Annotated in this window: 21 protein-coding genes and 1 pseudogene; 15 read left to right on the top strand and 7 right to left on the bottom strand. The window is 53.0% G+C overall.

Annotated elements, in window-relative coordinates:
- Positions 1-24: 24 nt before the first annotated feature.
- From ACX1DY_RS11645 to ACX1DY_RS11605, 9 genes are all read left to right on the top strand, one after another.
- The gene (locus ACX1DY_RS11645; protein WP_458964362.1) at positions 25-810 is read left to right on the top strand and encodes an amino acid ABC transporter permease; all 786 of its coding nucleotides are present in this window, start codon (positions 25-27) and stop codon (positions 808-810) included.
- A complete protein-coding gene (locus tag ACX1DY_RS11640; protein WP_458964361.1) occupies positions 807-1,517 on the top strand; it encodes an amino acid ABC transporter permease in 711 nt (236 codons plus the stop codon). Before ACX1DY_RS11645 ends, ACX1DY_RS11640 begins: the two co-directional genes overlap by 4 nt.
- Positions 1,514-2,266, top strand: a complete 753-nt coding sequence (locus ACX1DY_RS11635) for an amino acid ABC transporter ATP-binding protein (protein ID WP_458964360.1) — start codon at positions 1,514-1,516, stop codon at positions 2,264-2,266. The genes ACX1DY_RS11640 and ACX1DY_RS11635 overlap by 4 nt, the downstream gene beginning before the upstream one ends.
- An 11-nt stretch (positions 2,267-2,277) precedes the next feature.
- A complete protein-coding gene (locus ACX1DY_RS11630) occupies positions 2,278-3,294 on the top strand; it encodes an LLM class flavin-dependent oxidoreductase (protein WP_458964359.1) in 1,017 nt (338 codons plus the stop codon).
- 5 nt (positions 3,295-3,299) lie between these two features.
- Entirely contained in the window at positions 3,300-4,481 is a 1,182-nt protein-coding gene (locus ACX1DY_RS11625; protein WP_458964358.1) for an amidohydrolase, read from the top strand.
- Entirely contained in the window at positions 4,478-5,656 is a 1,179-nt protein-coding gene (gene solA, locus ACX1DY_RS11620; protein ID WP_458964620.1) for an N-methyl-L-tryptophan oxidase, read from the top strand. The genes ACX1DY_RS11625 and solA overlap by 4 nt, the downstream gene beginning before the upstream one ends.
- Entirely contained in the window at positions 5,656-6,132 is a 477-nt protein-coding gene (locus ACX1DY_RS11615) for a DinB family protein (RefSeq protein ID WP_458964357.1), read from the top strand. Before solA ends, ACX1DY_RS11615 begins: the two co-directional genes overlap by 1 nt.
- A gap of 209 nt (positions 6,133-6,341) precedes the next feature.
- Complete coding sequence (locus ACX1DY_RS11610) at positions 6,342-7,679, top strand: LLM class flavin-dependent oxidoreductase (RefSeq protein ID WP_458964356.1); 1,338 nt, start codon at positions 6,342-6,344, stop codon at positions 7,677-7,679.
- A gap of 7 nt (positions 7,680-7,686) precedes the next feature.
- On the top strand, positions 7,687-8,922 hold the full coding sequence (locus tag ACX1DY_RS11605) for a M20 metallopeptidase family protein (protein ID WP_458964355.1): 1,236 nt from the start codon (positions 7,687-7,689) through the stop codon (positions 8,920-8,922).
- 64 nt (positions 8,923-8,986) lie between these two features.
- On the opposite strand, the gene ACX1DY_RS11600 is transcribed toward ACX1DY_RS11605, so the two are convergent.
- A complete protein-coding gene (locus tag ACX1DY_RS11600) occupies positions 8,987-9,673 on the bottom strand; it encodes a PspA/IM30 family protein (protein ID WP_458964354.1) in 687 nt (228 codons plus the stop codon).
- A 26-nt stretch (positions 9,674-9,699) separates the two neighbouring features.
- The gene (locus ACX1DY_RS11595) at positions 9,700-9,918 is read right to left on the bottom strand and encodes a PspC domain-containing protein (RefSeq protein ID WP_458964353.1); all 219 of its coding nucleotides are present in this window, start codon (positions 9,916-9,918) and stop codon (positions 9,700-9,702) included.
- 296 nt (positions 9,919-10,214) lie between these two features.
- Here ACX1DY_RS11595 and ACX1DY_RS11590 point away from each other — a divergent pair, with 296 nt between their 5' ends.
- The gene (locus ACX1DY_RS11590) at positions 10,215-10,844 is read left to right on the top strand and encodes a YfbR-like 5'-deoxynucleotidase (RefSeq protein ID WP_458964352.1); all 630 of its coding nucleotides are present in this window, start codon (positions 10,215-10,217) and stop codon (positions 10,842-10,844) included.
- Here the strand turns inward: ACX1DY_RS11590 and ACX1DY_RS11585 are convergent.
- Complete coding sequence (locus ACX1DY_RS11585; protein WP_458964619.1) at positions 10,819-11,040, bottom strand: CPBP family glutamic-type intramembrane protease; 222 nt, start codon at positions 11,038-11,040, stop codon at positions 10,819-10,821. The genes ACX1DY_RS11590 and ACX1DY_RS11585 overlap by 26 nt on opposite strands.
- Before the next feature lie 257 nt (positions 11,041-11,297).
- Here ACX1DY_RS11585 and ACX1DY_RS11580 point away from each other — a divergent pair.
- A pseudogene (locus tag ACX1DY_RS11580) lies at positions 11,298-11,640 on the top strand (VOC family protein).
- A gap of 187 nt (positions 11,641-11,827) precedes the next feature.
- Here ACX1DY_RS11580 and ACX1DY_RS11575 read toward each other — a convergent pair.
- From ACX1DY_RS11575 to uxuA, 3 genes are read right to left on the bottom strand one after another with little or no spacing between them, the layout of a single operon-like run.
- The gene (locus ACX1DY_RS11575; RefSeq protein WP_458964351.1) at positions 11,828-15,313 is read right to left on the bottom strand and encodes a sugar-binding domain-containing protein; all 3,486 of its coding nucleotides are present in this window, start codon (positions 15,311-15,313) and stop codon (positions 11,828-11,830) included.
- A gap of 43 nt (positions 15,314-15,356) precedes the next feature.
- Positions 15,357-16,973, bottom strand: coding sequence for a mannitol dehydrogenase family protein (locus tag ACX1DY_RS11570; RefSeq protein ID WP_458964350.1), 1,617 nt, complete (start codon positions 16,971-16,973; stop codon positions 15,357-15,359).
- Between the two features lies 1 nt (position 16,974).
- On the bottom strand, positions 16,975-18,051 hold the full coding sequence (uxuA, locus tag ACX1DY_RS11565; protein ID WP_458964349.1) for a mannonate dehydratase: 1,077 nt from the start codon (positions 18,049-18,051) through the stop codon (positions 16,975-16,977).
- Positions 18,052-18,261: 210 nt separating this feature from the next.
- Between uxuA and ACX1DY_RS11560 the strand changes: the two genes are divergently transcribed.
- Complete coding sequence (locus tag ACX1DY_RS11560) at positions 18,262-18,915, top strand: GntR family transcriptional regulator (RefSeq protein WP_458964348.1); 654 nt, start codon at positions 18,262-18,264, stop codon at positions 18,913-18,915.
- Here ACX1DY_RS11560 and ACX1DY_RS11555 read toward each other — a convergent pair.
- Complete coding sequence (locus tag ACX1DY_RS11555) at positions 18,905-19,807, bottom strand: AraC family transcriptional regulator (RefSeq protein WP_458964347.1); 903 nt, start codon at positions 19,805-19,807, stop codon at positions 18,905-18,907. The genes ACX1DY_RS11560 and ACX1DY_RS11555 overlap by 11 nt on opposite strands.
- 215 nt (positions 19,808-20,022) lie before the next feature.
- On the opposite strand from ACX1DY_RS11555, the gene ACX1DY_RS11550 reads away from it, so the two are divergent.
- The 3 genes from ACX1DY_RS11550 (at position 20,023) to ACX1DY_RS11540 (ending at position 25,200) form a co-directional block, all read left to right on the top strand.
- Positions 20,023-22,233: a glycoside hydrolase family 52 protein gene (locus ACX1DY_RS11550; RefSeq protein ID WP_458964346.1), complete on the top strand. Its 2,211-nt coding sequence runs from the start codon at positions 20,023-20,025 to the stop codon at positions 22,231-22,233.
- A 56-nt stretch (positions 22,234-22,289) separates the two neighbouring features.
- Positions 22,290-24,338 carry an alpha-glucuronidase family glycosyl hydrolase gene (locus tag ACX1DY_RS11545; RefSeq protein WP_458964345.1) on the top strand — a complete coding sequence of 683 codons (2,049 nt, stop codon included), beginning with the start codon at positions 22,290-22,292 and terminating at the stop codon, positions 24,336-24,338.
- Positions 24,339-24,405: 67 nt separating this feature from the next.
- Positions 24,406-25,200, top strand: coding sequence for a Nif3-like dinuclear metal center hexameric protein (locus ACX1DY_RS11540; protein WP_458964618.1), 795 nt, complete (start codon positions 24,406-24,408; stop codon positions 25,198-25,200).
- Positions 25,201-25,281: the final 81 nt, after the last annotated feature.

Genomic DNA, 25,281 nt, shown 5'->3' with positions numbered 1-25,281 from the left:
TAACTAGGGGGAAGGGGGTGCGGTATGGGCGCGCCGTTTGATATCAGCTATGTATTCTCTTTTTTGCCAAAGCTGCTGAGTACGCTAAGCACAACACTTCTGATTGTTGCCTGCTCGCTGCTGGTAGGTATCCTTGTCGGATTTCTCATTGCCCTTCCCCGCCTGTATAAGGTGCCGGTCCTGAAGACCTGTGCGGAGATTTATATCTCTTTTTTCCGGGGAACGCCGATTCTAATCCAACTGTTCTTGTTCTATTACGGTCTGCCTGAAGTGTTGAAGCTGGTTCATCTGGATGTAACCCGGACGCCGGTGCTGTTCTTTGTGATTCTGACTTACGGGCTGCACAGCGGAGCCTTTATGTCTGAGATGATCCGCGCTTCGGTAACGGCTGTGGACAGAGGGCAGGTAGAAGCGGCGTATGCGTCGGGAATGACGTCCTATCAGGCTTTTTCGCGGATTGTGCTGCCACAGGCACTGGGAATCGCAGTTCCAGTATTCTCTAATCTGGTGATTGCGCTGCTGAAGGATACCTCGCTCGCCTTTACCCTTGGAGTGATGGAAATGACCGGGAAGGCGCAGACACTGGGCAGCATTAGCCAGCATTTTATCGAAACCTATATTGCGCTTGCTCTTATTTATCTGGTGATTAGCTATACGATAGAGAAGCTGCTGCTGGTGGCGGAACGCCGTCTCTTGCGGCATGAGGCAAGCAGCAGTCCCGTGAGAAGAATGTTCAGGCTGCAAAAATTCAGTTCTTCTCGGCGGATCATTGCAGAGCTGGGATCGGGTAAAGGAGGTGGCGGATTATGAAGCTGGACCCTTCATTTATTTGGACGGCATTTCTACAGATTCTGACGGCAATCCCCACGACACTGTATATTACGATTGTCTCAGTGCTCGTCGGATTCATCATCGGGACTGTCGTAGCTCTGATCCGGATTTACAAAGTCCCATTTCTGTATCCCCTCGCTGTAGGGTATGTCACCTTTATCCGGGGTACGCCAATGCTTACCCATTTGCTGCTGATCTATTTCGGGCTTCCGATGCTTATCGACGGACTGGCGGTTTATTTTGGCTGGGGCTTCAGGTCGGTCTCCATTCCGATGATCGGCTTTGCCTATATTTCATTCTCGATTACGGCAGGCGCTTATATGTCCGAGGTGGTCCGTTCCGGTCTGCTGGCTGTAGACCGCGGTCAAATCGAAGCCGCCCATTCCGTAGGCATGACCACGCCCCAGGCGCTGCGGCGGATTGTATTTCCTCAGGCTTTGGCGGCGAGCTTGCCCAATCTGTCCAATTCGGTTATCGGCATGCTGCATGGTTCAACGCTTGCTTTTACCGTATCGGTCGTGGAGATTAACGCCCAGGCACAGATTGTGGCCTCGACGAACTGGAAGTTTTTTGAGGCTTATCTGGCGGCGGCCCTTATATTCTGGGGATTAACGTTCCTGATCGAACGGGTGACAGCCCTGATTGAAAAGCGGATCAATCTATACAATCGAGGTGGAGTCGTATGATTAAGATTGAGCATCTTTCCAAGTCCTTCGGACGCCATCAGGTGCTGAACAATATTGATCTAACCGTTACCAAAGGCGAGGTGGTCGTCATTCTCGGACCCAGCGGCTCAGGCAAAACAACGCTGCTGCGCTGTGTAAATTACCTGGAGAAGCCGAGCGGTGGAGAAATTGCCATCGGTGATTTCAAGGTGGATTGCCGGCATGTCCGCAAGAAAGAGATTCATCAGCTGCGGCAAAAAACGGCGATGGTCTTCCAGCAGTACAATCTGTTCCGGCACAAGACAGCGCTGGAGAATGTGATGGAAGGGCTGCTTGTCGTGAAAAAGCTGCCGAAGGAGGAAGCGCGGAGCAAAAGTGTAGCGCTGCTGGAGAAGGTCGGCCTTGGAGCCAAGCTGGATGCTTATCCGAGCCAACTGTCAGGAGGTCAGCAGCAGCGGGTCGGTATCGCCCGCGCTCTGGCGCTGGAGCCGGAAGTGATTTTGTTCGACGAGCCTACGTCTGCGCTGGACCCGGAGCTGGTGGGTGAAGTGCTGGCCGTCATCCGCAAGATCGCCAAGGAAGGCATTACGATGATTGTGGTGACTCATGAAATGGGCTTTGCCCGTGATGTGGCGAATCACGTGGTGTTCATGGATGGCGGGGTCATTGTCGAAGAGGGGACACCAGTAGAGGTGTTCAACCATCCACGGGAAGAAAGAACGAAGCAGTTTCTGAAGCGGATCACGCCGGAGCTGAACTATTCCATTTAGGAGGCAATCTCATGGCTATTACAATAAGCGTACTGGATCAAAGTCCAATCTATCCCGGAGAAACGCCGGAGGAAGCCTTTCAGCATACAGTCAAGCTGGCGCAGTTATCCGAGCGGCTGGGCTTCCGCCGATTCTGGGTTTCGGAGCATCATGACTCCGAGCAGGTGGCCGGCTCCTCACCGGAGGTGCTGATCTCCCATCTCTTGGCGAAGACAGAGAGCATTCGAATCGGCTCCGGCGGCATCATGCTGCAGCACTACAGCCCTTATAAGGTAGCGGAAAATTTCAATGTGCTGGCTACGCTCGCTCCGGGCCGTGTGGATCTGGGGGTCGGGCGCGCACCCGGAGGGTTGCCCCGGAGCACACAGGCGCTGCGGCAGGGAGCAGAAGAAGCGGCTTCCTTGACGGATAAAATTATTGAGCTTGAGAAATATGTGCATAACCGGCTGGAGGAGGAGCATCCGCTGTTCGGGCTGAAGGCGGGTCCGATCCCGGGTACTCCACCTGAGCTTTACGTGCTGGGCGCGAGTGTAGCGAGCGCCGAAATCGCCGCCGAGCTGGGACTGCCGTATGTGTTCTCTTTGTTCATCGGCGGAGATCAGGCGGTGGCTGTGGAAGCGATTCAAGCCTACCGCAGCAGGTTTGATACTTCGCAGGGTAAGAAGCCGCATGCGATTCTTGCCCTTGCTGTGCTGGCAGCCGAATCAGAAGAGGAGGCGAAGGAGCTGGCCGGGGCGCACAAGCTGATCCGGATTCATCTTGCAAGCGGCAAGACGCTGACGGTTGCAACTCGTGAGCAGGCCGAGGAATTCACGCGGCAGAGCAAGGAAGCCTATACGCTGGAAGAGCGGGAGCCTGAGATTACCAAAGGCACAAAGGAATCCGTCCGCGGGCAGCTATTGGCGTTAGCCGAGGCTTCCGGTGTTGAAGAGCTTATCGTGACAACCAATGTGCATCCCTTTGAGAAGCGGGTCCGTTCCTTTGAGCTGCTAAGCGAAGCGCTTGCTGAAGTGCCTGCGGAGGCATAGGGGCTATGACCAATACAACACTGAAATTCGGCGCGGAGGCGTTAAGTGAGACCTTGATTGAAATCCGCCGTCATCTGCACCGGCACCCCGAGCTGTCCAATGAAGAATATGAAACGACGAAATACCTCATTTCTCTGCTGGAGCAGGCTGGTGTGACGATTGTTGACTACGGGCTGAAGACGGGAGTTATCGCAGAGGTGGGCGGATTGCAGGGCGGGCCGGTGATTGCCCTGCGGGCCGACATTGATGCGCTGCCGATTCAGGAGGAAACCGGCTTGCCCTATGCTTCGCTGTATTCCGGCAAAATGCATGCCTGCGGACATGATTTCCATACAGCAGCCCTGCTCGGGGCTGTCTATCAGTTGAAGCAGCAGGAGAGTCAACTAAAAGGGACGGTCCGCTTCCTGTTCCAGCCAGCCGAGGAAAAGGCAAAAGGCGCGCAGCAGGTCATAGACAGCGGAGCATTGGAAGGCGTTCGCGCGGTGATCGGGATGCATAATAAGCCTGAGCTGCCGGTAGGGACGATTGGGATCAAGAGCGGTCCGCTAATGGCCGCCGCAGATGGTTTTGCCGTGGAGATAAAAGGGGCCGGCTCCCATGCGGCAGTGCCGGAGACAAGTGTGGACCCTATCGTGGCGGCATCGCATATCGTAGCTGCGCTACAAAGCATCGTCAGCCGCAATGTCAGCGCACTACAAAGCGCGGTAATCAGTGTTACGCAGCTTCACAGCGGAAATTCGTGGAACATCATCCCCGAGACGGCGGTGCTGGAGGGCACAATCCGCACCTTCGATGAAGCGGTGCGCAGCACAGTGCTGGAGCGTTTCCGGCAGGTGGCGACCGGTGTTGCTGCCGCCTTCGGGGCAGAAGCTAGCGTGCGCTGGATTGGCGGACCGCCTCCAGTTGTCAATGACGCTTTGCTGGCACAGCTTGGGGAGGAGTCGGCGGCGGCACTGGGCTACACTTCCGTGAAGCCGGTGCCATCGCCGGCTGGTGAGGATTTTGCCTTTTATCAGCGTGTGGTTCCCGGACTGTTTGTATTTGTGGGCACTGCCGGTAGCCGGGAGTGGCATCACCCCGCATTCGAATTGGATGAGTCGGCGCTGCCGGTAGCCGCCGATTTCTTCACCGGCCTCGCTGTGCGTGTGCTCGAACGCTTCTCTGCCGAAGGGGGTGCGGGAGTATAGCGGCTTACCGGAGTTATGACGTTATTATCGTTGGCGCCGGTTCTATGGGCATGAGCGCCGGATATCAGCTTGCCCGGCGCGGTGTACGAACGCTGCTCATTGATGCGTTTGATCCGCCGCATACGCAGGGAAGCCATCACGGAGAGCCGCGGCTGATCAGACATGCCTACAGCGGTGATCCTACTTATATTGACATGGCCCTCCGGGCCGATGCTCTGTGGAAGGAAGCGGAAGAGCAAAGTGGAACGGAGCTGCTTGTACGCTCAGGTGTGCTGAATCTGGCGGACAGCAATGTGTATTCCTTCAGCGGCCGCCTTGCGGAAGCGGAGAAGCGGAAGGTAAGGGTCGAGCGGCTGGATGCGGCGGAAATCCGCTACCGCTGGCCGGGACTAAGCATCCCGGACCGCTTCGAGGCGATGTACGAGCCGGATGCCGGATATCTCTACAGCGAGAAGTGCATCGAGGTATACCGTCAGCTTGCGCTGGCGCACGGCGCAGAGCTGCTGCCGAATACACCCGTGCAGAATGTGACTGCCCGGGAAGGAAGCGTCACTGTCCATACCAGAGATGGCGACTATCACGCCGCCACCGCTGTTCTTAGTGCCGGTGCCTGGTTTGGGACTTTATCGCCGTTTATTACACTGCCGATTAAGGCGGTCCGCAAGGTGGTTGGCTGGTTTCAGAGCACACCGGACTTTAATGCCGGAAGCTTTCCCGGCTTCACGCTTGGTGCGGAGGAGGGCGGCTTTTACGGCTTTCCCAGCATTGGCGGGGCAGGGCTAAAGATTGGCCGCCATGACACGGGCCAGGAGTGGAAGCCGGGCGATCCGCTGCCGCCTTTCGGCAGCGAGGAGAGTGACGAAGGCGATCTTCGCCGCGTACTGGAGGCTTATATGCCCGGTGCCGCTGGCCGGCTGCTGAAAGGGGCGGTCTGCAAATATGAGCATACGCCCGATGAGGATTTCATTATCGACCGCCATCCGGTTTATGCGAATGTGCTGCTGGCTGGGGGATTCTCGGGACATGGATTCAAGTTTTCCAGCGTCGTAGGCGAAATATTGGCGGATTTGGCGACAACCGGACGGACCGGACAGAATATCCGGCCATTTTCTTTGGCCCGCTTTGACACGTTGCCGGGTCAATCGCAAGCGGGACTTACTTTGGAGGGGATCTAATGAGCAGTGTGCAGATCGAGGGCTATCTGAATACTCATCAGCAATTGGTACAGGCGATAGAGGGCCTGACGGACGAACAGCTAAAGTGGAAAGCGGCACCGGCTAGCTGGAGTGTAACCGAGGTGCTGGCCCATCTGGCCGATCACAGCATCGTGGTTTCGTTCCGCATCCGGGATATTCTGGCGGATACCAAGGTGCAGCTACCGGCTTTTAACCAGGATGCCTGGGTTAGCGGACAGCATGCGAATCAGGGGAATGCCGCAGACAGCCTGGAGCTGTTCCGCAGCTTGCTTCATTATAATAGTCTGCTGTTTGGACGGCTGAGCGATCAAGAATGGAAGAAAAGCGGCATTAACTTCAAAGGGGAAACCGTCAGCATTACGGATATTGTCCGCAGCTTTACGGCGCATGTGCAGACTCATCTGGCCCAGATCGAACGGATCAAGCAGGGCGCGGATGCTGTCTCATTGAGTTAACTATAAAATTATATAAACTAAAGAAAATATAAAAAGGGCAGAAGTGACGGAGGGGAAGTTTGGATACTTACGGAGCGAGAGCGTCCGCCTTTGTCTGCGGATTTCCACCGCGAAGAGCGGTAACAATCAAGAAATCTGCAGACGGGCAGCGGCCGGAAGTCCAAACATTCCCCGCAGTTACGACCAGACCCCGATAAGGAGGAAATAACATGACTAAGCCAAAACAACTGAAGCTGGGAGCGCTGCTGCACGGGGTTGGGGGCGGTACGTCGATGTGGCGGCACCCTGATGCCAAGCCGGATGCCAGCGTGAACTTTGAGCTTTACAAGCAATGGGTGCAAAAGGCTGAAGCAGGCAAGCTGGACCTGATCTTCATCGCAGACGGCTTGTACATTAATGAGAAATCCATTCCTCATTTCCTGAACCGCTTCGAGCCACTGACTATTCTTAGCGCACTTGCGGGAGTCAGCAGCAAAATCGGCCTGGTAGGGACCTTGTCCACCTCCTATAGTGAGCCTTTTACCGTAGCGCGCCAATTCGGATCGCTGGATGTTATCAGTGGCGGACGTGCAGGCTGGAATGTGGTGACTTCGCCGCTGGAAGGCTCTGCATCGAATTACAGCAAGAAGGAGCATCCCGACCATGGCAAGCGGTACCGGATTGCGGCCGAATATTTGGAGGTGGCGCGCGGCTTGTGGGATTCATGGGAGGATGACGCGTTTGTCCGCGACAAGGAGTCGGGTGTCTTTTTTGATCCGGAAAAATTACACACGTTGAACCACGAAGGTGAGTTCTTCTCGGTCAAAGGACCGTTGAATATCGCCCGCTCGAAGCAGGGGCAGCCGGTTATTTTCCAGGCAGGCTCTTCGGAGGTCGGGAAAAACTATGCCGCGAAGGAGGCCAATGCCATCTTCACCGGACAAGAAACATTGGAGGAAGCGCAGGAGTTCTACAGAGATGTTAAGGCTCGTGTGGCTTCGTTCGGACGTAATCCTGATGAGGTCTTGATCTTCCCGGGAATTGCCCCCATCCTTGGTGACACGCCGGAGGAAGCGGAGCGCAAATACCAGGAGATTGCCGGGCTGGTGACGATTGAGAACGCGCTGAACTATCTGGGAAGATTCTTCGAGCATCATGATTTCTCGCAATATCCGCTGGATGAGCCTTTCCCTGAGCTAGGTGATTTGGGGCGAAACAGCTTCCAGAGCGGCACGGATAAAATCAAAAAAGATGCCAAAGAGAAGGGCTTGACCCTGCGCGAGGTCGCGCTGCAATCCGCCACTCCGCGCAGCAGCTTCATCGGAACGCCGGTGCAGGTGGCCGATCAGATTCAGGCCTGGTTCGAGGGCGGAGCGGCAGACGGGTTTATGCTGGGAGCCGCAGTACCGAACGGGCTGGAGGAATTCGTGGACCGGGTGGTGCCTATCCTGCAGGAGCGTGGTTTGTTCCGCACCGAGTATGAGAGCGATACCCTGCGGGGCAATCTCGGTCTCCCTATACCGGAGAACCGTTATTCGAAAGCGTCGGAACCTGCAGCGCAGGTGTGACGGCATCGTGGGACACGCAAAGCTCCGAAAACCGGATATTGCCGAAATGATGAGGTTCACCGGATTGCTTGAGGATGAAATGGTTGCAATCCGCCGTGATCTTCATCGCCATCCAGAGCTCTTGTACGATGTTGCCCGTACTTCCAGCAAGGTTGCTGAACTTCTGGAGGGTTGGGGGATTGCCGTGCGGCGGAATGTTGGCAAGCATTTCGGGATGGGTGTCGCTGGTACTCTTGAAGGAACAGCGGGAGACGGGCCTTCCATTCTGCTGCGGGCTGATATGGATGCTCTGCCGATTACTGAGCAGAATGAGGTGCCGTATAAGTCTCTGAATGCTGGAATCATGCATGCATGTGGCCACGATGCCCATACCGCGATGCTGTTAGGAGCGGCAAAAACCTTGGCCGAGTATCGCCAGCATCTATCCGGCAAGGTGATCTTCATCTTCCAGCCCGCCGAAGAAGGGGCAGTCCAAAGTCCGCTGGATGGAAGACTGCTCTCGGGCGGGCGCGATATGATTGAGGACGGGATTCTGGAGGGAGTGGATTATGCTTACGCGCTGCATGTGATGCCGGAGCTTCCGGCCGGTACGGTTGGTGTTCATCCGGACTATGCAATGGCGGCCTCCAGCCATTTCAAGCTGGAGTTTCGGGGGACTGCCGGACATCACAGCGCTCCGCACCGGGCAGTGGATGCGATCCAGATGGCCGCCCGATTCATAACTGAGGTCAATGCTCTAATGGCGAATCAAATTGATCCGTCCGAAGCGGCGGTGCTGGCGTTTGGCACATTGAATGCCGGGACTGCGATTAATGTTATTGCTGAACGCAGCCTGCTGACAGGGACATTCAGAGCATTCTCCAAATCAACTGTTGCCAGAATTACCGAGGGATTGAAACGCCAGGCGGCAGCGATATCCGCTGCTTCAGGCGGAAGCTGGAAGCTGGAACTGCGCGAGGGAATTTCGGTACTTAATGATAAAGACGCCGTGCAGCGGGTTATCAGGGCGGCGTGCGAGGTGCTGGGTGAAGATCAGGTGCTTGTACTGAATCAACCCAGTCTGGCCGGTGAGGATTTCGGCTGGTACCTGGATCGCGTCTCTGGCGCCTTTGCTTTTATCGGCTGCGGCAATGAGGAGATGGGAATCACACATGCCATCCACCAGCCAAACTTCAATATTGACGAAGCTGTACTGGTGCATGGCGCGCGTCTTTTAGTAAGGCTGGCTATGCAGGAGGTTTGAAAAAAAGGAACTTGCCCCATGTAATTCAGGGGAAGTTCCTTTTTTTCGGGGATGAATCCCCAGTTTATTTGCTAACGCCAGGCTTCTGGCTGCGGAGCCGTTCCAGCTCTGCCTCAACCGCGCTGTTCAGCGGAGACTCGGCGGCTGCCGCGGAATAATGACGGGTGCTCTCCGCTTGCGCTTCCCATTCATTGATTTTATCTTCCATCCGTTCGAAGCCGCGTGTGGCGGCACCGGCATTCAAGACTTGTCCGGGATATCCGGCATTTGCTTTATAACCGCCGCTTGCAGAGGATTGCTTCGTCAGTTCTGCCGCTTTACGGGCACGTTCGGCCAGCTCGACTCTTTTAGCTTTAAGCCGCTTATGCTCTTCTTTGGCATTCAGGAGATTGCTCTCCAGCACCACAAGGGCTTCGCGGGTTTCTTCCAGGCCTTTATTGCATTCCTGAAGGCTCTCAGTGTAACGGATTTTAGCCATAACCGCTGCTCTGGCTGCAGGCTCATTATTTTCACTCATCGCTTGTACGGCTTCAGCTTCGCTCCGCTCTGCCAGTACCTGATATTCGTATATGCGCCGCTCCAGAACGCTTGCTGCTGCTTTGAACTCACGCTGCTTGCTTTCGGCATCGGCTATCTTTCCTTCCAGATCCCGCAAATATTGTCCGGTCAGCAGTACCGGGTCTTCCAATTTATTCAGTCCTTCATGGATTGCCGCTTTGGTCAGGGTTGTAATTCTTTGAAAGATACTCATGTTCATTTCTCCTTTTTTAATAGATATTAGTAAAACTCGTAGCCTTCAGGGTAGCTGTTGTACGACTCTTTAGGAATCAGGATACTGGCCAGAATATACAGGAATGCTACGGTGCCGAAGCTGAACAGGGCAGCGGCGACAACCAGCAATCTGATAATGGTAGTGTCGATATTCAGGTAACGGGCCAAACCTCCACAGATGCCGCTGATTCTTTTGTCGCTTACGGAACGGTACAATTTTTTCATGATCTCATCTCTTCCTCTCATATGGGTAATCCTTAGTAGCAGTTCGTCTTAGCCGTTGTCTATGTGTTTATTGTAAAGCTATTAGGGATGCTGCAAAACGGCCTGAGGACTGTTCTTTAATCCCGACCAAAGTCGGGGATGGCTTCCGCAGTAAGACGGGGAACGTGCCAATATACACCAGTAAAGGGGCGTTCTTTTTTAACACAACCTGTCAGCCCGTTTATTTGAAATTTACAATGTCGGCCTATACTATACAGTACCGGAGCATATCAACATCAAGACAAGGGAGGACTAGCATGGGAATTCATCAATATTTCCGTTCTCTGAACGGGCTGGAGCGCATTATCCGCTGTCCGGGCAAATTCAAATTCGAGGAGCACAGCGTAGCGGCTCATTCCTGGAAGGTCGTGCAATATGCGAAAACTCTGGCGGACATCGAGGAGAAAAACGGCGCGGTGATCGACTGGAAGAAGCTCTATGAGATTACGAGCAGCCACGATTACGGCGAGATTTTTATCGGCGATATCAAAACTCCGGTCAAGCACTCTTCGCTGCAGCTCCGCTCGCTGATCCAGCAGGTGGAAGAGGGAATGATCGACAATTTCATTAAGGAGCATATTCCGGAGGAGTTCAAAAGCATCTTCTACCAACAACTGCGCGAGGGTAAGGATAATACCGTTGAAGGGCTGATTCTGGAGGTTGCCGACAAGATGGACCAGGTGTATGAGGCTTTTGCAGAGCTGCAAAGAGGGAATACGGAGAAGGAATTTGTGGTGATGTACCGCAATGCCCTGATCAAGATCAAGAACATTAATTTAAAATGCGTCGAGTACTTTCTGGCGGAGATTCTGCCGGACATGGTGAATGAAGAAACCCTTTCTCCAATTGATCTCAGACAAATTACGGAAGAGGCGCTTGCTTTGTAGGAGCGGAAACTCTTCTTTTTTTGGCATAAAAAGCTACCGCGAATAAAAAGGCTGTAATGATCACCGCAAAACTCACAGAGAAAATATAGAAAACCTGAAGCCCTTGTTCAAGGACGTTATGTCTGGCAAGGACAGGCAGTACCAATCCCCGGAAAGCGATCTCCTCCATAATAGGAAAGACAAGAACGAAATTGATCCGGTCGAAGGTGCCGATCGGTGCATAACCGGAAGCGCTTGAAATAATGCAGTCTTTCCTCCATGTTACAGCCTATGGATATTACTGTATAGGAGAACTTGGTCATGCTGCAATGAAGCAAAAATAAGGGTGGTGCAGGTATGGGCCCACACAGTTGCTGCGCTGCTTAAGACAGGTATAGTAAAAAGGCAACTCTCAGACCGTATGCTCAGTGGTTGGAGTCACCGACGATTTGTTGAAGTGCTGTCTCTCCAAGAATTAACTCTGTCAGGACCCGGCAGCTTCTCTTTTCTTTGATTGGAATCTTGGTGAACGATATTGAGAAGGTAAGCGAGGCGTATGCGGGCTTCTTCGGACTGGAAAAGCCGGAGATTATCGTTACGGATACGGCAGATATTGCCCAGACCCGGTATAACGGAGGAGCGACGGAGGCATATTGCTTTTGTGGTCGAAGGCATGCAGGAGAAGATCATGCTGCTCGAAGGTAAGGGCTTTCCGCTCCAGCAGAAGGGGGAATATACCGGGGGATGTTATGCGTATATGGATACGTTCAAGGAATTGAAGGTGCTTGTGGAGCTGCTGGAGAACGACAACAAATAATGGATTTATAGATTCAACGAATAATCAAAGAGGAACATCCAAACCGCAGCTGATTAACAAACTGTGTTTGAATGTTCCTCTGTTATTTTTTAAAAATATAAGGATTTATATGTTTCACGCCATCAATCATCCTTATATTTCTCGCTGAAACGAATGCCGCCTCTTTCAGAGGACGGCAAAGCCGTTTCTACTTTGCGTGGTAGAACTGAAACCACTTGAAGTCAAACTGGCTGCCGGGCAGGAATAAAAAGGTTACCTGCTGCTTGCCGCTGATTGGCTCCAGTATAAACTCCCGTTCCGTGTAGCTGTCTGAGCCGGCGAACTCCACAAGCTGCTTGGACTCGCCTTGAGGTCCGCTGAACAAGAGAGTCAGAGTGTTGTTCTTAAGGGGAGAACGTCCGCAGATGACCAGCCGCGTGCTTTGCTGTTCGCCGAAGTCCATCCCGTCAAAAATAAGTGAAACATTGTTGCCGATGCCCTCGATGTCCGTCTCGGCAACAGAGAACGAATCGCCGTAGATCCGGCTGTTCTCCAGAGCGCCAAGGCGTTCATAAGCTTTGTACTTATAAACAAACTGAAGGCCCTTCAAGTGAATCTTCCGCCGCAGGACAAACGATAAGGAGGTAACTCCTGTTAGACGTCTCGGCAGCTTGTAGGTTTCTTCCTGATAGACATTCCATTGAGACAGTTTCTGGTAGGTGACAATGGATAGTAGTTCAGCGCCAGCTTCTCCGGGAATGCCCTCCCATATTTCAATAGGAAACTCTTGATCGTCCAGTGAGAAAATAGGCAGAATGATCTCATCCGCTCCATAGTCGCCAAAATCCAGACGTTCAAAGCTGATTAGGCTCTCGCCCTCCCGGGCTGTGGCAACTCCGCGTTCATTGCCGTTGGTCAGGTTCCGGCTGGCGCTTCCATGATAGCCGGCAGAGACGAATTCATAAGGATTCAGACAAGGCTGCCCGAGACCGCTGAGCTTGAACTCCATCTGGGAATATAGACGAATTCCATCCGCTCCATTTGCAGTAGAGCAGCGGATATAGACATCTCCATCTCCCAATCCAGTAATCACGGCCTCATGGCCCTTCACCTCAATGGAAGCTGCATTGGCATCAATCCCCGCTGCATTGGTTACCCGCCATTGTACATCCTGATAGGTAGCATTGCTCGGATGGAGTTTGACGCGGACCGGAAGGGAAGGGTGATCCGGCGTCAGGTGGTTGCCTTCCGGGCAGATGATTTCCAGCTTGCGTACAGGGATTTCCAGTTCATCCGGGTTAGGCATATTTTCTCCGTATGCCGCCTTCGCCTCCAAAGGACAATCGGCATAAAGCACCAGTTCATCTTCTGTGGAGCCGCCCGATTGGTGAGGGACAGCCTCCAGAATTAGTTTTCCTTCAGTAAGCCCTGGTGAGGAGCAGCGCAGGGTGATCGGGCCAGTCTCATGGGTGCTCGCAATCACAGCCATCAGCTTGCCGCTGAACAGCCGCCGGCTTGTTCCTTTGTATGGATCGTAATCGGTGCTGTCCCCGTTATCCAGGCCGACCAGACGCCCTGGGCCCTCTACCGTCAGATGAACCCGGTTGTTTGCATTCTCGACCCTGCGTCCTTTCTGGTCAGCCGTGGTGATGGTCACGAAAATCAAGTCGGAGCCGTCCGCGATAAATTCCTGCTTGTCGGGTGTGAGCACCAGCGAGGAAGCATCTCCAAAAGAGGAGATATGGTCCGTCGCAATTACGTTGCCAAGTTCATCGTAGGCAACGGCACGAAGGCTGCCGTGTGAGTAAGGGATCTGCCATTCACCGAGGAGCTTGTGGCCGTGGGCATGATCAATATCGAAGCTGCCTTGAGATACCTCATTCAAGAACAATTCAATCCGCGGTGCATTTGAGCAGACACGCACATCAATCAACTGCCCCTCTGAGAAGTCCCAGTAAGGAAAGATGTGGATCATTGGATGTGTACGGTAATCTGTCCATTCGGCTTGATAAATGTAATAAGAGTCCTTGGGGAACCCTGCCGTATCCAATTGCCCGAAGTAAGAATTTTTGGTGAAGTAAGGCGTAGGCTCGCCTATATAATCGAAGCCGGTCCAGAGAAACTGTCCAAGGGAAAAGGACGCATCTCGGTCCGAGATAATGCAGCTTTCCGTACTTTTTGCTCCCCAGCTTGTAGAGCTGTTCCCCAGAGCGGAGCACTGCTCATCATCGTCTGCCAGTACCGACTGGGCCAGCGGGAAATGATAGATGCCTCTGCTCTGCACCGTAGAGCAGGTTTCGCTGCCGTAGATGAACCAGTCGGGATGCTCCTGATGGTGAAGCTCATAATATTTCTCCGCATAGTTGTAGCCTGCGACTTTAACAATGTCAGCGCATTTCTGCGCATTTTCCCAAGGCATGTAGTTGGAACCAATCGTCACGAAGGCGTTGCCCTTAGGATCGTGGATCAAGACTTCATCCATCAGCTCTCTGGTGACCTCCTGGCCCCGGGCGTCCGCATGGGTATCATAGATTTCATTGCCGATGCTCCACATCAGCAGGCTGGGGTGGTTGCGGTCCCGCCGCACCCAACTGGCAACATCCTGCTTCCACCACCCGGGAAAGAAGCGGGCGTAATCATAGGGAGTCTTGTGGCGCTCCCACATATCAAAGGCTTCCGATACGATAAGCACGCCCAGCTCATCCGCCAGCTCCATCAGTTCAACCGCAGGCATATTGTGGGCAGTGCGTATCGCATTGACCCCCATCTCCTGCAGCAGGACGAACTGTCTGCGCAGCGCTGTCTTGTTGACGGCGGCTCCCAGGCAGCCCAGATCATGATGCTGGCAGATACCGTTAAGCTTGACATGCCGGCCGTTCAGGAAGAAGCCTGTCTGACTGTCCAGCTCAATGGTGCGGAACCCGAAGGTCTGCAGCTCCTCATCAATGACCTCATCCCCGGCCAGAAGCTCGGTCTTCAGCTTGTAGAGATGGGGACGGTTGATATCCCAGAGCAATGGCTGTTCTACTGTCAGACTGGCAGTGACTTGTGCGGCCAAGCCGCCGTCCTCCGGGAGAGGAACGGATTCCGCACGTGTGATTACCGTTCCCTCAGCATCCAGAATGCTGTGGCGCAGCTTCATCCGGGAAGCTTCCGTGTTTTTTCCGAGCCGCAGCTCAGTCTCGACGTTCGCCGTCCAGGAGTCACCGACCGTCTTCCGGGAAGCAATGTAAATGCCATCGGGAGCGATATGGGTTAGCGCGGAGGTGATCAGCCATACCGGGCGATAGATTCCTGCCCCCGAATACCAGCGGGAATTGGGCGACTCATGAATGACGCGCACATAAATGATATTGTCGCCCGCCGTCAGGTACGGAGTGATGTCAAATTCAAAGGTGGAGTATCCATATTTCCATGTGCCGGCTACATGTCCGTTAACGTACAGCGTGGAGTTCATATAGATTCCCTCGAAGCGGAGCGACAGGCGGCTTAAGGATGGAACCTCATCGAGTGTAAGGGTTTTGCGGTACCAGCCTTCACCATTTTCATAGAGATTATGGGTGTCATAGATCAGCCAATCGTGAGGCAGGGTAACCGGCATCCAATCGTTACTGGCCGCAGCCTTCGACAAATCAGTCTGAAGCGGCTGCTTGCTGAACTGCCAGTCTCCGTTGAACTTCCTTTTGGTACTCATGGATAAGCTTCCTTTCTATTCTGGAAAATAGCGTGAAATGCCCTCAGTGGACATACTTATTCATGGTGGTGCGTACGGCATTTGGCCCGGCGAGCATTTCGGCGAACATGGCTTCAATTTTATCGCCCAGTCCAATTGCGTATAAATCAATGCCGAATATGGCTTCATCGCTCAAAATGGATTGTACCGCTGCGGCCTTCTTCCTGTCGCTCCCCAGAGAGACTCCCTCCAGGCGGGCTTGCAGCGATTCCAGCAACGGGTCGGGGCTGGGGGCGAAGGCCTTGCCTTCATCGTCCACCCCGAGCAGGTAACGGCACCAGACGGCGATGGCGAGCGGAATCGCATTTAGCTGCGCCGGATCGAGATCACCCCGGCGGACATACGACTTGATCGTTTCGCCGAACCGGATGCCGACCTTCTGCGAGGTGTCTGTAGCGATCCGCTGCGGGGTGTCGGGGATGAACGGATTGGCGAACCGTTCCTGCAGCACCTCATCCAGAAATTGCTTCGGACTCAGGATGCCGGGATCTACTACAACCGGCAGGCCTTCCGTATAGCCGATGATCTCAACGAACTTGCGCAGCAACTCGTCCTTCATCTCATCTGCAATCAGGGTGTAGCCGAGCAGACAGCCCGAAACAGCCAGCGCCGTATGCAGCGGATTAAGGCAGGTGGTGACTTTCATCGTTTCCACCTTGTTGACCGTGTCGCGGTCCGTGAAGATGATGCCGGCTCCTTCAAGCGCTGGGCGGCCGTTCGTGAACTTGTCCTCAATAACGAGATATTCGCTGATTTCCGCATTTACGAATGGAGCGGTGTATGTGTTTTTGGAGGTGACGATGACATCCATCCCGCCAATGCCCTGCTCCAGCAGCGCCGCCTGCACCGTTTCGGACGGGCGCGGCGTAATTTTGTCGATCATGGTCAGCGGGAAGGTGATCTTGCTCTCATCTTCAAGGTAGGCCACAAATCCGGCTTCGGCCAAGCCTTTTCCGGCCCATTCTCTGGCGATGGTAAGGATGCCGTTCTTCAGCTTGTCGCCATTATGCGAGCAGTTGTCCATGCTGACAAAGGTCATTGGATATTGGCCTTTCAGGTAACGGCGGTAGGCCAGAGAAGCGACAATGCTCATCGCATGAACCGGCCGCCCCGGCCCGTTCTCAATATCTTTTTCGACGATGCCAAGGTACTTGCCGTTTGGCCCTGCGAGAGAGTAGCCTTTTTCTGTAATGGTGAAGCTGGCCATCTGCAGGCTGGGATTCTCGAATACTTCAATCAGACGAGTGTAGTCCGCTTCCCGGTTCTGATCGGCGGTTATTCCCTCTGTAATGCTGCTGATCACCTTCTTGATAAATTCGCCGCGTGCATTCATGAGCACAAGCAAGGTTAAGCTATCGTAAGGCTTATAAGCCTTGTCGATCATCTCGAAATCAAACGTTTCCGCCGCAATAATGCCGGTATTCGCCTTGCCGCTGTCGAGCAGCTTCTGGTGGGCGTTCGCTACAAAACCTCTAAAGATATTCCCCGCGCCAAAATGAATCCACTCCGGGTTTAACCGTGTATTCTCCGCCACCGCAGCAAAATCGAACCGTGGCAGCTCTACACCCGCAGTCTCCCAAGCTGATCTGTCTGAAATACTGCTTCTGCTCAAGTGCAGCATTTTAGTTCACCCCTTTGCGATTGTCCAGGCTGTCCCAGACACCCAGAAGGTACATGATACCCATCGCTCTGTCGTACAGTCCGTATCCCGGGCGGCAATTCTTTTCTTCGCCCCATAAATGTCTTCCGTGGTCCGGGCGCACATAGCCGGTAAATCCATTCTCATGGTAGGCCTTGACCACTTCAGGCACATCCACACTTCCATCCCGTCCACGGTGCGAAACCTCGATGAAGTCGCCGTTCTCGAACACTTTTACATTGCGGATATGGGCAAAATGAATACGGTCATGGAACTCGCGGATCATCGCCGGCAGGTCGTTGTCAGGATTGGTCCCGAGCGAACCCGTACAGAAGGTCAGTCCGTTGTAAGGGCTGTCGACCATGTCCAGGAAACGGCGGATAGTATCGCGGCTGCGGATAATGCGCGGAAGACCAAAGATCGGCCAGGCCGGATCGTCAGGGTGGATAGCCATTTTAATATCGACTTCTTCACATACCGGAATGATGCGTTCCAGAAAATATTTCAGGTTCTCGAACAGCTTCTCTTCCGTCACATCGGCGTAGGCTGCGAACAGCTCATCCAGCTTAGCCAGCCGCTCCGGCTCCCAGCCCGGCATCGTGAATTCTCCGGCACCCTTCAGAATCCGGTCGACCATGTCGCGCGGGTTGTCGGTAATGGCAGCCTTTTCATAAAAGAGGGCGTTCGAGCCGTCCGGCAGCTCTTTGTACAGTTCTGTGCGGGTCCAGTCGAAGACAGGCATAAAGTTGTAGCAGATAACCTTGACTCCGACTTTGGCCAGCTTGCGGATGGTGTCGATGTAGATGTCGATATATTTGTCGCGGGAGGGCAGTCCGATTTTGATATCGTCATGAACGTTAACGCTTTCCACAACAGCGGTGCTGAAGCCCTTGCCCGTAATTTGGTCCGCGACCTTCTGAATCTCCTCCATTTCCCACACTTCGCCCGCCACCTTATGATGCAGCGACCATACGATCCCCATTACGCCCGGAATTTGCCGGATATGGTCAAGGGTAATATTATCGTTCCCTTCGCCATACCATCTCCACGTCATATTCATTGTCTGTTCCTCCTCTGGATAGATCATGTATACAAAATATACATGTCTGGATTACAATAAAGGCAGTGAAAACAGGTTCCTTCGTTCACAAGCAATAAACAATTCGAAATCTTGTATACAAGATTAATTTCAGCTTGATCATAAGATACGGGGTTTGCTTTGTCAATGCATAATCCGTGTGAAAAAAAGCACAGAAAGTAGGAAGCGTCTATGGCCTTCAAAAAAGAAATAATGAACCAGCTTAAGGATGAAATTCTATCCCTGCAGCTCAAGCCGGGGACCATTATCAGCGAAACTGCGCTCTCTGAGCGTTTTCAGTTATCCCGTACACCAATCCGGGACATCCTCAAGCAGCTCTCACTGGAGGATTACATCAACATCTATCCTAAAAAAGGGAACATCGTTTCCTATATCGACCTGGAGTCGGTGGAGCAAATCATATACCTGCGCTATACACTGGAAAAAGAAATCATGAAGGAGCTGACGCGCGGCATTCCGCTTAAGGACCTCCATGAGCTGAATGAGCTTCTTCTCCGCCAATTGAACTGCATAGATGAGCCGGAGAACACCGAAAGCTTCCTGAAGCTGGATGACGAATTCCATAAAACCTTGTTTATTCTAGCTGGCCGGGAATTTCTTTGGGGGGTGATTCAGCAGTTCAACGTGCATTATATCCGCTACCGCAAGCTGCACATGCTTAAGAAGGACAAGCTGAAGGAAATCCAGCATGAGCATCAGAGCCTGCTGAACTATATCGTTCAGGGACAAAAAGACGAAATTGAGGAGCTGCTGCATCACCACCTGCGCTCAGATATTAATTTGATTGATTTTCAGGAGCCGTATGCCCAGTATATCAAACAGTAATATTGCGGTATTCACGCGGAGACTGCCCGTACCAGCGTTTGAATTGGCGGCTGAAATGAGCGATGTCCCGGTATCCCAAAATGCTGGAAATATCGCTGATGGACAAGCGCGAGTCATCGAGAAGGAGCTTGGCTTCATGGAGCATCTGCTCGGACAGAAAAACTCTGGGCGACATGCCGTACACTTGCCGGAATACTCTGTTGCAGTGGGATACGCTGATCCCCAAATCGGCTGCAATATCATCGACTCCATCGCGTTTCTCGCCCATGCTGTCCGGTTTGAAGCGCTGATACACCAGCCCCTGCAGCCGATTGTGGATCAGGTGCGCCAGTTCTACCTTCTCATAGGTGGAGGACGAGAAATTCTCCTCCAGGGAGAAGGCTTCCCAGAGCTGTCCCAGCAGATCGAACACTGCAGATTGCAGGCGCATGCGCTGCAGCATGCTCATATCGCCTGAAATCTTGGTTGAGATCTCCACCAGCTTGCCAAGAGCGGGCCCGATTTGCTTAGCGATTGGACTGCCGGACTCAAACAGCACATGATCCAGACGGCTCAATAAAGAGTTCAGTATTTTATCATCAATATCAAAATGAATGCAGAAGTAGGTAAAAGGCTTGTTATCGACGCTTTTGCTGGAATGAAATTCTCCGGGTCTCAGCAGCACCAGGTCTCCGGCCCGCTGCAAATAGCGGCGGTGATTCACGGTAATCAACTGCTCGCCTTCAAGCAGGTAGTTGAATTCGTATTGCGGGTGGGCATGAGTGGGGTAATCCCATTCGCCGCTCACTTTACGGATATGCATGCCGAACAGATTGAGTGTTGTTTTAATATCGGGGATGATCGTTTCACTGATGCTCTGCGTGGGCGCAGGCGTAATAAAAGAAGAAACCATAATCTGACCTCCCAATTGTTGTGCAGGCTGGAGCAACGAAAGCTCCTTTTTCCTGGAGGACGGTGAAGCCGTCTCCACTTGCAGTATATCAGGCTTCAGCTTGATTTGGGTAAATTTCTGCTGGATTTGGAAATGGGCTTCGCTAACCAAGGCATGCTAGGATGGTGTTGAGCTACTGGAAAACAAATCACGATGTGTTTGTGAAAGGAGTTATTATGGCAAATAAAAATTTGTTTTATAATGTGCAGCACTCCCCGATAGGCGCTTTTGCCAGCTTTACTTTAGGATTTAAAGGGAAAAATGGCGGTCTGGGGCTGGAGCTGGGAAAACCGGCGGATCAGAATGTATACATTGGATTTCAGTCCATCAACGGGGACAAATATGAAGCATTGCCGTTTTTTGAAGAGGTGGCAGATGCCAGCAACAGATATGATATCGAGAAGCTGGAGGAGACCGGCAATGAAATGCAGCAGGTATTCCCGGCCTCGCCGAATGGAACGGACCGCGACAAGCCGAGCGGATGGTATCAAGCTTCTCCGGTTGTTTTGAAAGCGTTTGATGATGCGCAAATTACCAGAAAATTAGAAGCAGCGACGGATACCTGGCAGGCGGGAGATTTAACATTCCGTATTTATTCACCAGTCCGCTCCGTGCCAGATCCGGCGAATGCAGATGCGGTGGAGCTGAAAGCCGCCATCATTCCTGCTGTTTTTGCCGAATTGACGCTGGATAACCGTAAGGGTGCGCGTTCAAGAAAAGGCTTTTTTGGATATGAAGGCGGAGATCCATACAGCTCCATGCGCAGACTTAGCGATACAAGCGAAGGGAAGTTTAACGGTATTGGTCAAGGAAGACTGACCTCTATCGCCTGCAAGAATGAGGAGGTTCAAACGGCGCTCGGGTTCACGATGGAGAAAATCCTTGAAGAGAAGCTGGAGCACAATCTGGCCTTTGGGCTGGGCGGAACCGGAGCCATCCTGATGGATGTCCCTCCAGGCGAGCAGCGTACCTACCGTTTTGCTGTCTGCTTCTACCGTGGAGGTCTGGTGACGACAGGAATTGATGCGTCCTACGCATACACCCGATTCTTTAAAAATATTGATGCCGTAGCGGACTATGCCTTGAACAATATAGATAAGCTTATCGAGTCTTGCGTATCCGCAAGCCAATGGATTGAATCGGCTAAGCTTTCGGAGGATCAGATCTTCATGCTCGCCCATGCGATTCACAGCTACTACGGAAGCACACAGTATCTCGATGCTGACGGGAAGGACATCTGGATTGTCAATGAGGGCGAATACCGGATGATGAATACCCTTGATTTGACCGTGGATCAGCTATTCTTCGAGCTGGCGATGAACCCGTGGACGGTACGCAATGAGCTGGAATTGTTCACCTCCCGCTACAGCTATGAGGACACGGTTGTTTTTCCGGGTGAAACGGAGGAGCATCCGGGAGGAATCACCTTTACCCATGATGTGGGAGTTGCCAATCATTTCTCCCGTCCGCAATATTCCGCTTACGAGAAAGCCGGGCTGGACGACTGCTTCTCCTACATGAGCCATGAGGAATTGGTGAACTGGCTGTGTACCGCATTGGTGTACATTGAGCAAACCAAAGACCGCGATTTCGTGGAGCGTATGCTGCCAACCCTTTTGGCTTGTTATGAAAGCATGCTTAACCGTGATCATCCTGTTCCGAGCAAGCGCAATGGTCTTATGGGCCTTGACAGCACACGTACCCAGGGCGGCGCAGAAATTAGTACCTATGACAGTCTGGACGCGTCGCTTGGCCAATCCCGCAACAATATTTATATGGCCGGCAAGTGCTGGGCTGCCTATGTGGCGCTGGAGAAATTCTTCAAGCAGGAAGATTATGCAGAAAAAGCTGCTTCCGCCGGGCTGCAGGCTGAGAAATGCGCCAATTCCATTACAGCTCACATGAACAGTGAGGGCTATATTCCGGCCATTATCAACGAAAATAATCAATCCTGCATTATCCCGGCAATTGAAGGGCTGATCTTCCCGTTGTTCACGGGCTGTGAGGCTGCGCTTGCTCCAGAAGGGCGGTTTGCAAACTACCTGCAAGCGCTCCGAACTCATTTGAATACGGCTCTGGTTCCGGGAAAATGCCTGTTCGATGACGGCGGCTGGAAGCTGTCCTCCACCAGCAACAACTCATGGCTGAGCAAAATTTACCTGTCGCAGTTTATAGCAAGGGAAATCCTGCAGCTGCCGTGGGATGAAGCCGGAGCGGCTGCCGATGCGGCTCATGTGAGCTGGCTGCTGCATCCCGAGCTGTCTTACTGGTGCTGGAGCGATCAAATCCTGTCCGGTCTAATCGGCGGCAGCAAATATTATCCGCGGGGAGTAACTGCAATCTTATGGCTGTACGAAGGAACGGGCAACCGGTCACTGACCAGATAAGACAACCTCACGGTTGAAGCATAATCAATTATTGTGAAAGATGGAGGAGATTTCAGATGAAAAGCGGTTATGAAGCTTGGCTAAGCTATCCTACCCAGCCGCCGGGGCAAAAAGCCGGGGACCTGCAATGGTGCAAAGCGCTATACGTTGCCGAAGAGAATGACACCATCGGGGCGGCGGCGCAGGAATACAAACGCGGTATTGCATCTATGCTGGGCATTGAGGTTGCCAGCAGCGCTGTAGCGGTTGGACCCTGTGTTGCCATAGGGACCTTCCAGGGCGGAAATACGCTTGTTGATCAGGTATTCGATGAACAGACGGTCCGTTCTGTAGGGCCGGAAGGTTATGCCATACGTACAAGTGCAGCACATCATTGCATTGCTATAGGGGCAGCTTCGCCCGCAGGAGTGCTGTACGGTGTATTCCATCTGCTTCGTTTGATCGGCACAGCTTCAGGAATTGAAGCGCTTGACGAGGTAGTAAATCCGGTTAACAAGCTTCGCATGATCAACCATTGGGACAACTTTGACGGAAGCGTTGAGCGGGGATATGCGGGGAAATCCTTCTTTTATAACAACAACCAGTTTGTGGACAACCTGGAGCGCATCCGTGATTATGCGGTATTGATGTCTTCGGTCGGTATCAATGCCATTGCAATCAACAACGTTAATGTGCATGAGCAGGAAACGTTGTTCATTTCGCCAATCTATCTGCCCTATGTTGCGAGAATCGCTGATATTTTCAGAGTTTACGGCATCCGGCTGTTCCTCAGCATCAACTTTGCCAGCCCGCTGCAGAGCGGTGAGCTGAATACGGCCGATCCTCTGGCCCCTGAAGTACGCGAATGGTGGCGCGGCAAAGCCGCTGAAATCTATGCAGCGATTCCCGATTTTGGCGGATTTGTGGTTAAGGCCGATTCGGAGAACCGTCCGGGGCCGTTCACCTATGGACGCGACCATGCGGATGGCGCCAATATGCTGGCCGAAGCGCTTGAACAGTTCGGCGGACTTGTAATCTGGCGCTGCTTCGTCTACAACTGCAAGCAGGATTGGCGTGACCGCAAGACCGACCGGGCCAGAGCGGCCTACGATCATTTCAAGCCGCTTGACGGCAGATTCAAGGACAATGTTATTCTGCAGATCAAGAACGGGCCGATGGATTTTCAGGTCAGAGAGCCTGTATCACCGCTCTTCGGGGCGCTTCAGCAGACGAATCATCTGATCGAATTTCAGATTGCCCAGGAGTATACCGGGCAGCAGCGCCATGTCTGTTACCTTGTTCCGCAATGGAAAGAGGTAATGGAGTTCAATACGTATGCCCAAGGAGAGCATGCGCCCGTTAAACATGTAGTGGACGGCTCGCTCTGGGGGAATTCATACAGCGGCATGGCTGCCGTCTCTAATGTCGGGGACGACATGAACTGGACCGGGCATTTGCTGGCGCAGGCCAATCTATACGGCTATGGACGGCTGGCCTGGAATCCGGAGCTCTCCTCCGAGGCAATCGCAGAGGAATGGGTCCGGCTCACCTTTGGCGCAGATCCGGCGGTGCTGGATACAGTTACCCGGATATTGCTCGATTCCTGGAGCATTTATGAATCCTATACCGCACCGCTGGGTGTAGGCTGGATGGTTAATCCCGATCATCACTATGGGCCGAATGTCGATGGCTACGAGTATTCGCCTTGGGGAACCTACCATTTTGCCGACAACCTGGGCATTGGCGTAGACCGGACCGTACGGACCGGAACAGGCTACAGCGCCCAATATATTGGCAAGAATGCCGAACGCTACGAGTCTCTGGCGGATTGTCCCGATGAGCTCCTGCTGTTCTTCCATCATGTTCCGTATACCCATGTACTGCATTCCGGGTCAACCGTCATTCAGCATATATATGATACTCATTTCGAAGGTGCGGAGCGTGCGGCTGAACTGCTCACCCTATGGGCCCGTCTTAAAGGGAAAATGGAAGAAGCTCTCTACACCCAGGTAGAGGAGCGGCTGGCAGAACAGGCTGAGCATGCCAAGGAATGGAGAGACAAAATCAATACCTATTTCTATCGTAAGAGCGGTATTCAAGATCATCATCAGCGGACGATTTACTGAAGAGGGGACTTAGCGCATGAGAGAAGATCAACAAGTGCTGGTAAGCAAAAAACAGATTCCTGCCAGTATGGGCATATCCTTCGGAGAGATTATTGCCGGACTGACGGCCGGAATAGACGCCCCCGACCATACGGTGGATAAGCTGGAGCCGGGAAATGGGGACCGCGAGGTCAGCGGCATTGTGACCGCATTTTCCGCCTCCCAGTATGTGATAGAACAAGCGATTGATTTGGGGGCGAACCTGATCATTACCCATGAAGGCATCTACTTCAGCCATCAGGACCAATTTCCCTGGAGAGAGAACGACCCTGTATTTATGCAAAAAAACAGCCTGATCACTTCTTCCGGGATCGGCATTTATCGTTTCCATGACTACTTGCACCGCTTCAAGCCGGATGGTGTGATAGAAGGGCTGCTTCGGGAGCTGGAGTGGCAGAATTATGTCACTGAGCATCAGAGCGAAGGTTCCATCCTGACACTTCCGGTGATGGAGGTCGGAGAAATAGCCGGGTATTTGAAAAAGAAGCTGCAAATTCCTTATGTGCGTGTTGCAGGAAAGCTGTCCATGCCATGCATGCGGGTGGGAATTCTAGTGGGCTACAGGGGAGGCGGAGGAGTAGCGATTCCGTTCTTCCAGGACGCCGATCTCGATCTCATTATTGCCGGAGAGGGACCGGAATGGGAAACGCCGGAGTATGTGCGAGATGCGGTGCATCAAGGCCGGAACAAGGCATTGATCATGCTCGGCCATGCCGAGAGCGAGGCTCCCGGGATGAAGTACTTGGCAGAGCAACTGGCGCTCCAGTATCCGGGTCTGCCTGTACATTTTATTGCTGATCGCCCGGTGTTCCAGATCGTGTGATTTACGCTATACATTAGTTTTAAAACTTTCGGAGAAACGGAAGCCGTCTCGATTGGGATGGCTTCCGTTTCTTCTTAGCGT

It is taken from the genome of Paenibacillus sp. BAC0078, from assembly GCF_054483875.1.
The sequence above is the reverse complement of the archived record's forward strand: the minus strand, read 5'-3'. Positions and strand labels throughout refer to the sequence as shown.

Excerpts from the sequence above, each read along its gene's own strand:
- ACX1DY_RS11645 (WP_458964362.1), top strand. The coding sequence starts at position 25 with ATGGGCGCGCCGTTTGATATCAGCTATGTATTCTCTTTTTTGCCAAAG.
- ACX1DY_RS11640 (WP_458964361.1), top strand. The coding sequence starts at position 807 with ATGAAGCTGGACCCTTCATTTATTTGGACGGCATTTCTACAGATTCTG.
- ACX1DY_RS11635 (WP_458964360.1), top strand. The coding sequence starts at position 1,514 with ATGATTAAGATTGAGCATCTTTCCAAGTCCTTCGGACGCCATCAGGTG.
- ACX1DY_RS11630 (WP_458964359.1), top strand. The coding sequence starts at position 2,278 with ATGGCTATTACAATAAGCGTACTGGATCAAAGTCCAATCTATCCCGGA.
- ACX1DY_RS11625 (WP_458964358.1), top strand. The coding sequence starts at position 3,300 with ATGACCAATACAACACTGAAATTCGGCGCGGAGGCGTTAAGTGAGACC.
- ACX1DY_RS11615 (WP_458964357.1), top strand. The coding sequence starts at position 5,656 with ATGAGCAGTGTGCAGATCGAGGGCTATCTGAATACTCATCAGCAATTG.
- ACX1DY_RS11610 (WP_458964356.1), top strand. The coding sequence starts at position 6,342 with ATGACTAAGCCAAAACAACTGAAGCTGGGAGCGCTGCTGCACGGGGTT.
- ACX1DY_RS11600 (WP_458964354.1), bottom strand. The coding sequence starts at position 9,673 with ATGAGTATCTTTCAAAGAATTACAACCCTGACCAAAGCGGCAATCCAT.
- ACX1DY_RS11595 (WP_458964353.1), bottom strand. The coding sequence starts at position 9,918 with ATGAAAAAATTGTACCGTTCCGTAAGCGACAAAAGAATCAGCGGCATC.
- ACX1DY_RS11590 (WP_458964352.1), top strand. The coding sequence starts at position 10,215 with ATGGGAATTCATCAATATTTCCGTTCTCTGAACGGGCTGGAGCGCATT.
- ACX1DY_RS11575 (WP_458964351.1), bottom strand. The coding sequence starts at position 15,313 with ATGAGTACCAAAAGGAAGTTCAACGGAGACTGGCAGTTCAGCAAGCAG.
- ACX1DY_RS11570 (WP_458964350.1), bottom strand. The coding sequence starts at position 16,973 with ATGCTGCACTTGAGCAGAAGCAGTATTTCAGACAGATCAGCTTGGGAG.
- uxuA (WP_458964349.1), bottom strand. The coding sequence starts at position 18,051 with ATGAATATGACGTGGAGATGGTATGGCGAAGGGAACGATAATATTACC.
- ACX1DY_RS11560 (WP_458964348.1), top strand. The coding sequence starts at position 18,262 with ATGGCCTTCAAAAAAGAAATAATGAACCAGCTTAAGGATGAAATTCTA.
- ACX1DY_RS11555 (WP_458964347.1), bottom strand. The coding sequence starts at position 19,807 with ATGGTTTCTTCTTTTATTACGCCTGCGCCCACGCAGAGCATCAGTGAA.
- ACX1DY_RS11550 (WP_458964346.1), top strand. The coding sequence starts at position 20,023 with ATGGCAAATAAAAATTTGTTTTATAATGTGCAGCACTCCCCGATAGGC.
- ACX1DY_RS11545 (WP_458964345.1), top strand. The coding sequence starts at position 22,290 with ATGAAAAGCGGTTATGAAGCTTGGCTAAGCTATCCTACCCAGCCGCCG.
- ACX1DY_RS11540 (WP_458964618.1), top strand. The coding sequence starts at position 24,406 with ATGGGCATATCCTTCGGAGAGATTATTGCCGGACTGACGGCCGGAATA.